The following is a 14,227-nucleotide window of genomic DNA, read 5'->3' on the forward strand; positions in this document are numbered from 1 at the left end:
AAGCCAGAGCACAGCGGCCTACCGGCCGGCTTGAGTGTTAAAAGCAACAGCAGAGCTGCTTTTCTGTAGGAGCCGGCTTGCCGGCGAAGAACCTGAAAACCCAATCACTCTTTATCGTTGCCATAGTTCATGATCGACAACAACCGGATCGGCACCTGCACCAACTCCTCGGGCCCATGAGGAATCTCGCCCTCAAACGTCAAGCTATCCCCGGCCTCCATCCGATACAGCTGATTCCCATGCCGATAAATCAGCTCTCCCTCAAGCAAATGCAAAAACTCAGTCCCAGGGTGGGCAAACGTCGGAAACTCTTCACTCGCATCGTCCATGCTGACCATGTATGCCTCGAAGCTCTTCTTGGGCCCCCGCGTATGGTTGAGCAGGTGATAGGTGTGCCCCTTCTCGGTCCCGCGACGCACCACTTCCATCCCCTGGTCAGCCTTGACCAGCAAGGCACTGCCATCCTGCTGGTCATACTCACTGAACAACTTCGATAACGGCAGCCCTAGCACATCACACAGGCGGCTCAAGGTATCGAGGCTGGTGGACACCTGGGCGTTCTCGATCTTGCTTAACATCCCCTGGCTGATATCGGCAATTTTCGCCACATCGGACAACTTCAGGTCCTGCGCCTGGCGCTGGCGTTTGATCTGCAGCCCCAGGTATTGCTCCAGCTTCAGGCGAGGCGCTGTTTCAGTGGACATGTTCGTCGGCTCCTGCACGGTTTCCGCTCAGTAATATTATTTTCGCACTGGGAAAGTGCATGGCATGGCTCTCGAAGGCCATCCCGCAACACGTATTCCTGCGGGGAAAAGAATTTTCCCATATATACAGCACAAAAGCGCTGTTCCAAGCGCATCAAAGCGTCATTCGCGAATCTGGCAAGGGTATTGCATTCCTACAAGGAAACTAACTTTCTTTTTAGGAATAAAAAGACAGCCTAGGCCCACCCACACTGTTTTGCCTTTCGCGAGGAGTCACACGCAATGTTGCCAGCAGAAACCCAGCGCATTATCGACAAGCACGGGATCAAGTACGTGCTTGCGCAGTTTGTGGATATACACGGTGCGGCCAAGACCAAGTCGGTGCCGATCTGCGGGCTCAAGACGGTGGCCGAAGAGGGCGCAGGTTTTGCCGGCTTTGCCATCAGCGGCATGGGCATGGAGCCGCACGGGCCGGACTTCATGGCTCGCGGCGACCTGTCGACCCTTACCCCGGTGCCATGGCAACCGGGTTACGGGCGAGTGGTGTGTGTCGGTCATGTCGACGGCAAGCCCCATCCCTACGACAGCCGCTACGTACTGCAACAGCAGGTGCAGCGCCTGCAAGACAAGGGCTGGACCCTCAACACCGGCCTGGAACCCGAGTTCAACCTGATGCGCCGGGACGAGCAGGGCAAGCTGCAATTGGTCGACCCCAGCGACAACCTGGACAAGCCTTGCTACGACTACAAGGGGTTGTCGCGCTCGCGGGTGTTCCTTGAGCGGCTGACCGAAGCCTTGCAGGCGGTGGATTTCGAGGTCTACCAAATCGACCACGAAGACGCCAACGGTCAGTTCGAGATCAACTACACCTACAGCGACGCCCTGACCTCGGCCGACCGTTTTACCTTCTTCCGCATGGCCGCCGGCGAGATCGCCAATGACCTGGGCATGATCTGTTCCTTCATGCCCAAGCCCGACCCGAAACGCGCCGGCAATGGCATGCACTTTCACTTGTCCATCAGCAGCGCCGAGAACAAGAACCTGTTCTTTGATGCCAGCGATCCCAGTGGCATGGGGTTGTCGAAGATGGCTTATCACTTCGCCGCCGGGCTGCTCGCCCATGGCCCGGCCCTGTGTGCGTTCGCTGCGCCAACGGTCAACTCCTACAAGCGCCTGGTGGTGGGCAATTCGTTGTCTGGCGCCACCTGGGCCCCAGCGTTTATTGCCTTTGGCGCCAACAACCGTTCGGCCATGGTGCGCGTGCCTTACGGCCGCCTCGAGTTCCGCCTGCCGGACGCCGGCTGCAACCCTTACCTGGTCAGCGCCGCGATCATCGCGGCCGGGCTGGATGGCATTGATCGCCAGCTGGAAATCGACCACGTCTGCAACGAAAACCTCTACAGCCTGAGCCTTGAGCAGATCGCCGCGCGCGGCATCAAGACCCTGCCGCAATCCCTCAAGGAAGCCTGCGACGCGCTGGAAGCCGACCCGCTGTTCGTCGAGGTGCTGGGCCCGCAGATCGTGGGTGAGTTCATCAAGCTCAAGCGCATGGAGTGGGTGGAATACAGCCGCCATGTGAGCGACTGGGAAATCCAGCGCTATACCGAATTTTTCTGACACCGTGTGACGGAGACTTGTTATGTGTGGAATCGTAGGCCTGTACCTGAAAAATCCGCAGTTGGAATCCCAGCTCGGCAAGTTGTTTGAACCCATGTTGCAGGCCATGACCGACCGTGGCCCGGACAGTGCCGGGTTCGCCATCTACGGCGATGAAGTGGCCGACGGCTGGGTCAAGCTGACCCTGCAAGCGACCACCGAAGTGTTTGACTGGAAGACCCTGATGGGGGAACTGGAAGGGCGCCTGGGCTGCTCCCTGGATTGGTTTCAGAACGCCAGCGCGGCCGTGTTGAAGATCCATGCCCAAGAGGCGCCGGTGCGCCTGGCCCTGGCTGAACTGGCGCCGAGCGTACGCATCATGAGCGCCGGGCAGAGTATCGAGATCCTCAAGGGCATGGGCTTGCCCCAGGAAATTTCCCGGCGCTTTGGCCTGGCGAGCATGCAGGGCAGCCACATCATCGGCCACACGCGCATGGCCACTGAAAGTGCGGTGACCATGGAAGGCAGCCACCCGTTTTCCACCGGCGCCGACCTGTGCCTGGTGCACAACGGTTCGCTGTCCAACCACTTCCGCCTGCGCCAGGAACTCAAGCGCGAAGGCATCCATTTTGAAACCGACAACGACACTGAAGTCGCCGCCGGCTACCTGACCTGGCGCCTGCAACAGGGCGATTCGCTCAAGGAAGCGCTGGACCACTCCCTGGAAGACCTCGACGGGTTCTTCACCTTTGCCATCGGCACGCGTAACGGGTTTGCGGTGATCCGCGACCCGATCGCCTGCAAGCCGGCGATTCTCGCCGAGACCGACGACTACGTCGCCATGGCCTCCGAGTACCAGGCGCTGTCGAGCCTGCCGGGGATTGAAAACGCCAGGATCTGGGAGCCCGCACCGGCAACCTTGTACATCTGGGAACGCGAGTCAGCTTAAGGAGCGCACACATGAAAACCATCGATCTTTCCACTGCCAGCGTGCGTGACCTCAACCAGGCACTGCATGCGCAGGCTATCGACAGTGAATGGCGAGTCACCCATTCCAACGGCAAACACAACCTCGCGGTGGGCGTGAACCAGGCGGTGTCCATCGATATCGAGGGCCACGCCGGCTACTACTGCGCGGGCATGAACCAACAGGCGTCGATCACCGTGCACGGCAATGTCGGGGTGGGCTGTGCCGAGAACATGATGTCGGGCTCGGTGCGCGTCAAGGGCAGCGCGTCCCAGGCTGCCGGGGCCACGGCTCATGGCGGGTTGCTGGTGATTGAAGGCGACGCGGGCGCACGTTGCGGGATTTCCATGAAGGGCATCGACATTGTTGTCGGCGGCAGCATCGGCCATATGAGCTGCTTCATGGGCCAGGCCGGGCGCCTGGTGGTGTGCGGCGATGCCGGCGATGCACTGGGAGATTCGCTGTATGAGACCCACATCTACGTCAAAGGCACGGTGGAGTCACTGGGCTCTGACTGCATTGAAAAAGAGATGCGCAGCGAGCACCTGCAAGAGCTTCAAGCGCTGCTCGACCGCGCCGGGTTTGTGCATCAGGCGGCGGACTTCAAGCGTTACGGCTCGGCCCGCCAGCTCTACAACTTTAAAGTCGATAACGCCTCCGCGTACTGATCCAGGAGCTACGCCATGACAGAACAAACCCCTCCGGTACTGCGCGAGTCGGCCACCTTCGACCGCCTGACCATCCAGGAAATCCAGCGTGCCGCCGAAACCGGCATCTACGACATTCGCGGCGGCGGCACCAAGCGCAAACTGCCGCACTTCGATGACTTGTTGCTGCTGGGCGCCAGCGTGTCGCGCTACCCGCTGGAAGGCTACCGCGAGAAGTGCGGTACCGACGTGATCCTCGGCAACCGCTTTGCCAAAAAGCCGATTCACCTGAAGATCCCGGTGACCATCGCCGGCATGAGTTTCGGCGCGTTGTCGGCCAACGCCAAGGAAGCCCTGGGCCGTGGCGCGACCATCGCCGGCACCAGCACCACCACCGGGGACGGCGGCATGACCCCGGAAGAGCGCGGCCAGTCCCAGCACCTGGTGTATCAGTACCTGCCGTCGCGCTACGGCATGAACCCCGACGACCTGCGCAAGGCCGACGCCATCGAGATCGTCCTGGGCCAGGGTGCCAAGCCCGGCGGTGGCGGCATGCTGCTGGGCATGAAAGTCACCGAGCGCGTGGCCGGCATGCGCACTTTGCCGATTGGCGTGGACCAGCGCAGCGCCTGCCGCCACCCCGACTGGACCGGCCCGGATGACCTGGCGATCAAGATTGCCGAGCTGCGGGAAATCACCGATTGGGAAAAACCTATCTACGTGAAAATCGGCGCGAGCCGGCCGTATTACGACGTGAAGCTGGCAGTCAAGGCCGGTGCCGATGTGATCGTCCTCGACGGTATGCAGGGCGGCACTGCAGCCACCCAGGAAGTGTTTATCGAGCACGTCGGCATCCCGATTTTGTCGGCGATCCCGCAAGCGATACAGGCTTTGCAGGAAATGGGCATGCACCGCAAAGTCCAGCTGATCGTATCGGGCGGGATTCGTAACGGTGCCGACGTGGCCAAGGCCATGGCCATGGGCGCGGATGCAGTCGCCATCGGCACGGCGGCGTTGATCGCCCTGGGCGATAACCACCCACGGCTGGACGCAGAACTGAAAAAGATCGGCTCGGCCGCCGGTTTCTATGACGACTGGCAGAACGGTCGCGACCCGGCCGGCATCACCACCCAGGACCCGGAACTGTCCAAGCGTCTGGACCCGGTGGAAGGCGGTCGTCGGTTGGCCAACTACCTGCGGGTGATGGTGCTGGAAGCCCAGACCATGGCCCGTGCGTGTGGCAAGTCGCACCTGCACAACCTCGACCCCGAGGACCTGGTGGCGCTGACGGTGGAGTCGGCCGCCATGGCCCGCGTGCCGCTGGCGGGGACCAGTTGGGTACCGGGTTCGGGTTACTGAAATACCCCGTGTAGGAGCTGGCTTGCCGGCGATGGCGGCCTTGAAATCGCCATCGCCGGCAAGCCGGCTCCTACACGGGTTTTGTGTGTGTCAGACCTTCGAAGAGACCTCAATGGTCCGTTGCTTTGCCACTTGCTCACTGCCAGAAACTTCCCCTCTCTTTTGCAGGAGCTTTGAACATGGTCAATCGTCTTCTTGGCAAATCGCTTTTCGGTTTATTGGCGGCCAGTGCTTTCGCACCGCTGGCACAAGCCGCCGATACACCCGTGTTGAACACCGGCAGCACCGCCTGGATGATCACCGCCGCAGTGCTGGTGTTGTTCATGTGTTTGCCGGGGCTCGCACTGTTCTATGGCGGCCTGGTACGTGCGAAAAACATGCTCTCGCTGTTCACCCAGTGCTTTGGCGTCGCCGGCCTGGTGGGCGTGTTGTGGGTGATTTACGGCTACAGCATGGTGGTCGACACCACCGGCATGGTCGAGGGGCAGGTGACTTTCAACAGTTTTGTCGGCGGGTTGAGCCGGGCCTTCCTGGCAGGCATGACCCCCGAGAGTCTGGTGGGGGATATTCCGGAAGGCGTGTTCGTGACCTTCCAGATGACCTTCGCCATCATCACCCCGGCGCTGATCGCCGGGGCCTTTGCCGAGCGCATGAAGTTCTCGGCGGCGCTGCTGTTCATGGCCGTGTGGTTTACCCTGGTCTATGCCCCGGTGGCGCACATGGTGTGGGGCGGTTCGGGAGCCTTGATGCATAACTGGGGCGTGCTCGATTTTGCCGGTGGCACCGCTGTGCACATCAACGCGGGAGTGGCTGCGCTGGCCGCGTGCCTGATCCTGGGTAAACGCAAGGGCTACCAGAACACTCCGATGCCGGCCCACAACCTGAGCCTGACCATGGCTGGCGCCGCGATGCTCTGGGTGGGCTGGTTCGGTTTCAATATCGGCTCCGGTGGCGGGCTCAATGGGTTGTCCGGGATTGTGATGCTCAACACCCAATTGGGCGCGTGTGCCGGGATTCTCGGCTGGATGTTCACCGAGTGGTTCAAGGTCGGCAAGCCGAGTGCCCTGGGCCTTGCGAGCGGTGCCTTGGCGGGCCTGGTGGGGATCACGCCGGCGTGTGCCTATGTGGGCGTTGGTGGTGCCCTGGCCATCGGCCTGCTGTGCGGGGTGTTCTGCTACTTGAGCGTGACGGTGTTGAAGCGTCGCTTCGGTTATGACGACAGCCTCGACGTGTTCGGCTTGCACGGCATCGGCGGGATGATCGGCGCGGTGCTGACCGGCGTGTTCTGCGTGCCGTCCATGGGCGGCCTGGTGGAAGGCGTGACCATGGGCGGCCAGGTTGTGGCCCAGATCAAGGGCGTGCTGCTGACCACGGTTTATTGTTTTGTGGTCAGCTGGATCATTCTCAAGGTGGTCAATGCCCTGGTCGGCCTGCGCGCCCACGAGTCGGTGGAAGAGATGGGGCTCGACCTCGCCGAGCATAACGAGCGGGCCTACAACCACTGATCATCCGGCTGACTTAACACCGCTCAAAAATGTGGAAGCGGGCTTGCTCGCGAATCGGTATGTCAGTTAGCGGAATATTCACTGACCCACCGCATTCGCGAGCAAGCCCGCTTTCACATGGGTTTTGCGGTGTAGTTCAGCTTACCGCCAGCTCAAGGGGCTGGGCGGCCCGCTGCAACTGGGCGGCCACCAGGGTGTTCTTCAGCAGGTAGGCAATCGTCATCGGCCCCACACCTCCCGGCACTGGGGTAATTGCACTGGCCACGGTGCGTGCGCTCGCATAATCCACATCGCCCACCAACCGTGTGCCGGTCTCGGTCGTGATGCGGTTAATCCCCACATCAATCACCACCGCGCCAGGCTTGAGCCAGCTGGCGTCGATCAGTTGTGGCCGGCCCACGGCGGCCACCACGATGTCTGCCAGGCGGCACAGCGCCGGTGCATCGACACTGCGCGAGTGCACCACGCTCACCGAGCAGTTGGCCTGCAACAACAAGGTCGCCATGGGTTTGCCGACAATGTTCGAGCGGCCAACCACCACCGCATGCAAACCACTCAAGTCACCGCAGGTTTCGTGCAGCAGGCGCATGCAACCTGTCGGGGTGCAGGGTGTCAGCACCTCCAGGCCTTGCACCAGCCCGCCGACGTTTTCGCGGTGAAAGCCGTCCACGTCCTTGATCGGGTCGATGGCGTGAATCACCGAGGCTTCGTTGATATGGCCCGGCAGGGGCAATTGCACCAGGATGCCGTTTACCGAAGGGTCGGTGTTCAGCCGGGCTATCAGCTCCAGCACTTGCACCTGGCTGGCGTCGTTTGGCAGCCGGTATTCAAGGGAGCGGATTCCGACCTCCTTGGCCCGCAGCAGTTTGTTGCGCACGTAGACATGGCTGGCCGGGTCTTCACCTACCAGCAACACTGCAAGAGCCGGGTAGATCTGCTGTGCGGCCAGTATCAGGACTTCTTCGCGAACTTCGTCGAGAACCTGGGCCGAGATGGCCTTGCCGTCGATATCGCGGGCAAGTACCGGGAGAGTGCTGGTCAAAAACGTCACCGTTGTCTGAAGAAGTAAAGGCGCTGAGGGATCACTCCCTCAGCGATGAGTTCAGGCTACCAGTTGATGGCAGCCATACACCACCAGCACACCGGCGATCAGCGTGGCGTACGGCAACCAGCCGGCACGCTTTTGCCCATCGTTGGCCTGGATATACAAGTCGTTGAGCATTGCGGCGGGGAAGCGGCCCTTGTCTTGCACATAGTGGCGGTAGCAGAACACCGGCAGGATCAGCAGGGCCAGCAACAGGCCCGTCACCAGGGTGCCCGCGCCCCAGATGTCGGCGCCCAGGCCCATGCACGCCAGGTTGACGAAACTCAGCACGCCGCCGGCGGCCAGCAGTGCGGTAGGTGCCTTGTACGGGCGCACCCAGTCGGGGCGGTCCAGGCGGTGGATCCAACCGGCATTCAGGTTAAGGAAGTTGAAAATGATGTAGCTCACGTTGGAGGCCGCGAGCACGAACACATAGTCAGACATCAGCAACAACAGCAGGTTGAACGACAGGTCGGTCCACATCGCTGCCGTGGGCGCACCGTGTTCGTTGGTGCGTCCCAGGTATTTCGGCAGCCAGCCATCCACCGACGCCTGGTACAGGGTGCGCGAGGAGCCGGACATCGAGGTCATGATCGCCAGCAGCGTCGCCAGTACCAGCATGATCAGCACGATATTGGCGACCACCTTGCCGCCGCCGATACTGTCGGCCATGGCCTGGCCAACGCCCATGCCGCTGTAGATCGCCGGTGACAACAGCCCGCTGTATACCGCCGGCGTGACGATGGCGCCGCTGGCGTCGAGCACCGCCGGGGTCACCAGTTGGCCAAGCCCCAGGCTGCCTTGAAACGCCAGCGGCACCAGGGTGAATACCAGGATGCACAACAGGCCGGCGTAGAAAATCGCCTTGAACGTGTCGCGCTTGGGGTCCTTGAATTCCCGGGTGTAGCACACCGCCGTTTCAAAGCCGTAGGTGGACCAGGCGGCCATGAACAGCCCGCCGGCCATCAGCGTCCAACCGGAAATATCCCATGGGCCATCGATGACTTGCCCAGCCGCATCATGGGCCAGGGGGTACAGCGGCAGGAAGTTGGCCTGGGCTGCATCCCCGGTGAGCAATGGCACCACGCCGACCAGCAACAGGGGAATCAGCGAGGTGACGCCCAGCACCAGGGTCAGGCGTGCCGAACGCAGGATACCGCCGTGCTGCACGGCAAACACCGTCAGCAGAATCAGCAGGCCAATGCCGAAGGTTGCGTTGATCCGCAGCGACAGCCCGCTCTTGACCCAGCCCAGGTCCAGCAGGGTCAATTGCCAGGTGTTGATCAGTGCATCGGCAGGGAACAGCGCAGTCAGGATATAGCCCGCTGCCAGCCCCGAACCGATGGACAACACCGGCGACCAGGCCAGCCAGTTGCACCACACCGAAACCGGTGCAATCAGCTTGCTGTAGCGCACCCAGGCTACCGCGCCGTACACCGAGGCACCCCCGGATTTATGAGGGAACAACCCGGCGATCTCGGCGTAGGTGAATGCCTGGATAAACCCGAACAGGATCGACACGATCCACACGACCCACGCCGGTTTGCCGACCGTCGCGGCAATCGCGCCAATAGAGAACAACACCAGGGCGGGCACGCCGCTGGCGACCCAGAACGCCCCGCGCCAATCGATCTTGCGGTGCAGGCTGCCCGCCGGGCTGGCGGCCTGCGGTACGGCCTCGAACGTAGTCGCTTCCATCTTTGTATTCCCATGTTGAAGAGCGGTTAAGTGGGGCAGTCAAAGTAGGGTGGCGCACTCAGGTATCGGGACGATCAACTGCGTACCCGGCTTTTGTCCGGATCGTAGAAAATCGCTGCGCTGACCGTGGCGCTGATGCGCTTCTGTAGGCCATCGACTTTGCCTATCTCAAGTACCGTACCGGGCTCGGCGCAGGCCACGTCCACCCGGCATAACGCAATGTTGCTGGCCAGCAGCGGTGAGCGGCAGGCGCTGGTAATCACCCCCACCTGAGCCCGGCCGTGGTACACCGGGTCGCCATGGTGCGCGGCCTCGTTGCCGCTTAATTGCAGGCCGACCAGCTTGTGGGTGGGGTGTGCACTGCGCCGCAACAGAGCGTCGCGGCCGATGAAATCATCGGTTTTGCTTTTCAGCGGTACGCTGAACCCGATGCCCGCCTCAAACGGGTCGGTCTGGTCGTTGAACTCGTAGCCGGCAAAAATCAGCCCGGCTTCGATGCGCAGCATGTCCAGTGCTTCCAGGCCCAGGGGCACCAGGCCCAACGGTTGGCCGAGTTGCCAGATGCGGTCCCACACCCGTTCTGCGTCGTCGGGTTGGCACCACACCTCGTAACCCAGTTCGCCGGTGTAGCCGGTACGCGAAATCATCAATGGGCAGCCATCGAAACCGTCCAGCCGCCCGACCAGGAAGCGGAACCAGCCGAGGGCTTCCAGGCCCGGTTGGGTGGGTGGGGTCCAGACCATCTGCTTAAGCAACTCGCGGCTCATCGGGCCTTGCACTGCCAGGTTGTGAATCTGCTCGCTGGCGGACTTGACCCACACCTTCATGCCCAGTAGCTGCGCTTGCTCGCGCAACCAGACCCCGGCGTAGTCCTCACCGCAGATCCAGCGGAAATTATCCGGGCCCAGGCGCAGCAAGGTACCGTCATCGAGCATGCCGCCGTGGGGGTGGCACATGGCGCAATAGACCACCTGGCCCACCGCCAGGCGCCGCACGTCGCGGGTCAGGCAGTGCTGCAACAGGCTCTCGGCGTCGGGGCCGATGATTTCGAATTTGCGCAGGGCGGTGAGGTCCATCACCGCTACCCGTTCGCGGCAACCGAGGTATTCCTCGATGGCTCCGTAGCCGTCGTAGCGTAATGGCAGCCACCAGTTGCGGTAGTCGGTGAAGCTGCCTGTGAGGCGGCTGGTGCGTGAGTGGAACCCAGACTCACGGGTCAGGATCGGGTCGGCATCGGCCGTGGTTCGAGTGCTCATGGCGATGGAAAAACGCTCCTTCTCGCTGTAGATACGGACATGGATATCCGTCGGGTTCCAGCCATTGGCCGGGTCGATGTCATCCGGGCACGAGGTACTGCCACACAACAGATCGGTCATGGCGCGCAGCAGCACATAATCGCCGGGCCGTGACCAGGGCTCATCCAGGGTCATCTGCTGGTGCGCATCGATCCGGGTGTTGAAGAAGAAATTGATCGCCGGCCAACCATTGCGGGCCTGCACACCATGGGGCGCGAGCACCTGGCTGAGGTTGTCGCTGCAGTTGTCGTGCCCGAAATAGCCATGGCTTTCGTAATAGCGTGCGGCGCAGGCCAGGGCGAAGGAATCGTGGCGGCCGACGGTGTCTTGCACCACCTCCAGCATTGGCTGCATGTTCCGGTCGAAAAACTTCGAGAACAGCCCGGGTGCCGGGTAGGCGCTGGCGTTCAGCGTGCGGGTCACCGTTTGGTCCAGGTCCAGTTCCACGCCGCGGTCCAGGGCGCGACGGTCGAGGGCGACGAAATCCGAGCACTGGCGCCCGGCAACATCCAGCACCTGCACATATTGCCCTTTGGCGACGGTGTAGCTGTGGGCGGTGCCGGCGCGCAGGGTGAACTCGTCCAGCACATCACCCAACGGCTCGGGCAGCACGGGCACCAGCAGGGGCGAAGGGTTGGCCCGTGTCACCACAAGGCGCAGTTCGCTGGGCCTATATTGCCGGTCAACGGCGGTGGGCCCGGCGGGGGCGGCAACGATCACCAGCAACCGCTCATGGGCCACAAAATGGCGGCTGTGGCCGGGCGGGCTGTCGTCGTCCCACAGCGAGGCGGCAGGCGGCAATTGCAGCGGGTCGATGCCACGGCGGTTGAGCGCCTGGCCGACACGCCCGGATACGCCGCCGGCCGTCGAGCCGTGCAAGCCCCAACTGGCCAAGGCACTGCGCCCGCAGGCGTCGAGGGCAAGCAGTTGGCAGGTTTGCCGGCCTTCGATGTCGATCACTTGCAGGCCGTCGCCGGGCTGCAAGTCCACCAGGGTCATACCGCCGGCGGCCACGCGGTAACGTTCCAGGTTCGGTGCGCGGGCGAACAGCCCGGGTTCCCGGGGATGTGAAACACGAGGTGCGTTCATCATCAGCCAACCGACTTGATGGGCGTCGCGGGCTCGCCCAGGTACGCCGCCATCGAGTCATCCAGCGCCTGCAACCACGGTGTGTGGTGGGCTGGCGATTGGGTGCCGGTCATCAATGAGCGATAGGATTTGTCGCGATAGCCCATGATGTTTTGCGCCTTGTCATGCTTCCAGTGCAGAAAGGTTTCGTTGACGGCGGCGATGTCGAAGTTCGGGTAGTCGGTGGCATCCACCAGGTGCTGGATATACGCGCCCTGGTACTCGAACATCTGCTGGTTGGTCTCCAGGGTCTGTTCCCGTGCATGCCATTGCTGGCTGTCGGCGGCTTGCTCGGCCTGGCTCGGCAGCGCGATACGCCCCAGGATCACGTCGCGGGCATACCAGGCCTGGGCATCGAACATGTTGAAGGAGTACCACTGGTCCTGCATGCCGAGGTAGATCAGGCGTGGGTTGGGCTCCCAGAACACGCCCTTGTAGAGGTTCATCGGCCACAGGCGGTTGTCGGTCTTCAGGCTCAGTTCGTCGGGCAGGAACGGAAAGTGATGCTTGTAGCCGGTGCACAGGATCACCGCGTCGATGTGCTTGCTGCTGCCATCCACAAAGTAGGCGCGGTTGTTTTCCAGGCGCTTGAGCAGCGGTTTTTCTTCCCAGTTATCGGGCCAGGCATAGCCCATGGGCGCGGTGCGGTAGCAACTGGTGATGCTGCGTGCGCCGTACTTGTAGCACTGCGAGCCGATGTCCTCGGCCGAATAGCTGCTGCCGACAATCAACAGGTCCTTGTCCTTGAACTCCAGTGCCTCGCGAAAATCATGCGCATGCAGAATGCGCCCGGCGAACTGTTCGAAGCCGTCGAAGTACGGCACCTTGGGCGTGGAGAAGTGGCCACACGCGTTGATCACGTAGTCGAATTCTTCACAGGTCAGCGTGTCGCTGTTGTAGTCGTGGGCCTGCAGGGTAAAGCGCTGGGTCTGTTCATCGAAGGTGACTTGGCGCACCACATTGTTGAAGCGGATGTAGTCGCGTACGCCGGCTTTTTCCACCCGGCCCTTGATGTAGTCCCACAACACCTCGCGCGGCGGGTAGGAACCAATGGCCCGGCCGAAATGCTCTTCAAAGGTGTAGTCGGCGAACTCCAGGCATTCCTTGGGGCCGTTGGACCACAGGTAGCGGTACATGCTGCCGTGCACCGGTTCGCCGTTTTCGTCCAGGCCGGTGCGCCAGGTGTAGTTCCACATGCCGCCCCAGTCCTGCTGTTTCTCAAAGCACACCAGTTCGGGAATGGCGGTGCCCTGGTCGCGGGCCGACTGGAACGCACGAAGTTGTGCCAGGCCGCACGGGCCGGCGCCAATGATTGCTACACGTAGAGTCATGAGCGTGCTCCTGAAGGGTTTCAGCGAAAGATCACTGTCTTGTCCTGATTGATGAACACCCGGTGTTCCAGGTGGTATTTCAGGGCTTTGGAAAGGGCGACGGTCTCGGTGTCGCGGCCAATCGCAACCAGCGAGTCGGGCAGGTGGGTGTGGTCGACGCGCTGGATTTCCTGCTCGATGATTGGCCCTTCATCGAGGTCGCTGGTGACGTAGTGGGCGGTGGCGCCGATCAGCTTTACGCCACGGTCGTAGGCCTGGTGATAAGGCTTGGCGCCCTTGAACCCGGGCAGGAACGAGTGATGGATATTGATCGCCCGCCCCGACAGCTGCTGGCACAGGCCGTCGGACAGAATCTGCATGTAGCGGGCGAGCACCACCAGGTCGGTCTGGGTGTCTTCGACGATGCGCATCAGCTCGGCTTCCTGGTTGGCCTTGCTGTCTTTGGTGATGGGCAGGTAGATGAAGCGGATGCCTTCGCGCTCGGCCATGGCCCGCAGGTCGAGGTGGTTGGAAACCACGGCGGTGATGTGCATGTCCATCTCGCCCTTGCGGTGGCGATAGAGCAGGTCGGTGAGGCAATGGTCGAACTTGCTGACCATCAGCAGTACCCGGGTGGGCTGGCGCGAGCTGAATAACTGCCACTGCATGTCGAAGCCGCCGGCAAGGTCGCCCAGGCCTTCGCGCAGCGCGCCGATATCACCGCTGACCAAGGTGTTGAAACGGAACACTGCGCGCATGAAAAACTGCCCGGTGAACTCATCGTCAAATTGTGCCAGCTCGCTGATGTAGCACTGTTGGCGGGCCAGGCAGGCGCTGATTGCTGCGACGATACCGGACGCCGCCGGGCAGGTGATCTTGAGAATGTAATGTTCGCTGGAGGCGTCCATCGGTGGCTCCTGAAATGAAATGAAGG

General features: G+C 62.0%; 11 protein-coding genes. 5 read left to right on the forward strand and 6 right to left on the reverse strand.

Translation table 11 applies throughout. The features are described from left to right. Positions 1-104: 104 nt before the first annotated feature. Positions 105-704 (reverse strand): helix-turn-helix domain-containing protein, encoded by a 600-nt coding sequence (locus tag RGV33_RS13120; protein ID WP_177046668.1) that lies wholly within the window; start codon positions 702-704, stop codon positions 105-107. 282 nt (positions 705-986) lie between these two features. On the opposite strand from RGV33_RS13120, the gene glnT reads away from it, so the two are divergent. The 5 genes from glnT to RGV33_RS13145 all read left to right on the forward strand — a co-directional run bounded on the left by glnT (position 987) and on the right by RGV33_RS13145 (position 6,778). Then, positions 987-2,321 (forward strand): type III glutamate--ammonia ligase, encoded by a 1,335-nt coding sequence (gene glnT / locus RGV33_RS13125; protein WP_322144588.1) that lies wholly within the window; start codon positions 987-989, stop codon positions 2,319-2,321. Positions 2,322-2,343: 22 nt separating this feature from the next. After that, the gene (locus RGV33_RS13130; protein WP_322144589.1) at positions 2,344-3,249 is read left to right on the forward strand and encodes a glutamine amidotransferase family protein; all 906 of its coding nucleotides are present in this window, start codon (positions 2,344-2,346) and stop codon (positions 3,247-3,249) included. 11 nt (positions 3,250-3,260) lie between these two features. Further along, entirely contained in the window at positions 3,261-3,935 is a 675-nt protein-coding gene (locus RGV33_RS13135; protein ID WP_322144590.1) for a protein glxC, read from the forward strand. 15 nt (positions 3,936-3,950) lie between these two features. Beyond that, positions 3,951-5,273: an FMN-binding glutamate synthase family protein gene (locus RGV33_RS13140; protein ID WP_322144591.1), complete on the forward strand. Its 1,323-nt coding sequence runs from the start codon at positions 3,951-3,953 to the stop codon at positions 5,271-5,273. A gap of 179 nt (positions 5,274-5,452) precedes the next feature. Beyond that, the gene (locus RGV33_RS13145) at positions 5,453-6,778 is read left to right on the forward strand and encodes an ammonium transporter (protein ID WP_322144592.1); all 1,326 of its coding nucleotides are present in this window, start codon (positions 5,453-5,455) and stop codon (positions 6,776-6,778) included. 136 nt (positions 6,779-6,914) lie between these two features. Here the strand turns inward: RGV33_RS13145 and RGV33_RS13150 are convergent, their stop codons facing one another. From RGV33_RS13150 to purU, 5 genes are all read right to left on the reverse strand, one after another. Then, a complete protein-coding gene (locus tag RGV33_RS13150; RefSeq protein ID WP_322144593.1) occupies positions 6,915-7,829 on the reverse strand; it encodes a bifunctional methylenetetrahydrofolate dehydrogenase/methenyltetrahydrofolate cyclohydrolase FolD in 915 nt (304 codons plus the stop codon). A 51-nt stretch (positions 7,830-7,880) separates the two neighbouring features. After that, positions 7,881-9,560 (reverse strand): APC family permease, encoded by a 1,680-nt coding sequence (locus RGV33_RS13155; RefSeq protein ID WP_322144594.1) that lies wholly within the window; start codon positions 9,558-9,560, stop codon positions 7,881-7,883. A 74-nt stretch (positions 9,561-9,634) separates the two neighbouring features. Continuing rightward, positions 9,635-11,944 carry a DUF1989 domain-containing protein gene (locus RGV33_RS13160; protein WP_322144595.1) on the reverse strand — a complete coding sequence of 770 codons (2,310 nt, stop codon included), beginning with the start codon at positions 11,942-11,944 and terminating at the stop codon, positions 9,635-9,637. 2 nt (positions 11,945-11,946) lie between these two features. Next, the gene (locus tag RGV33_RS13165; protein WP_322144596.1) at positions 11,947-13,314 is read right to left on the reverse strand and encodes an NAD(P)/FAD-dependent oxidoreductase; all 1,368 of its coding nucleotides are present in this window, start codon (positions 13,312-13,314) and stop codon (positions 11,947-11,949) included. 20 nt (positions 13,315-13,334) lie between these two features. Further along, the gene (gene purU, locus RGV33_RS13170; RefSeq protein ID WP_322144597.1) at positions 13,335-14,201 is read right to left on the reverse strand and encodes a formyltetrahydrofolate deformylase; all 867 of its coding nucleotides are present in this window, start codon (positions 14,199-14,201) and stop codon (positions 13,335-13,337) included. Positions 14,202-14,227 lie beyond the last annotated feature (26 nt).

The organism is Pseudomonas sp. Bout1 (assembly GCF_034314165.1).
Taxonomy (GTDB): domain Bacteria; phylum Pseudomonadota; class Gammaproteobacteria; order Pseudomonadales; family Pseudomonadaceae; genus Aquipseudomonas.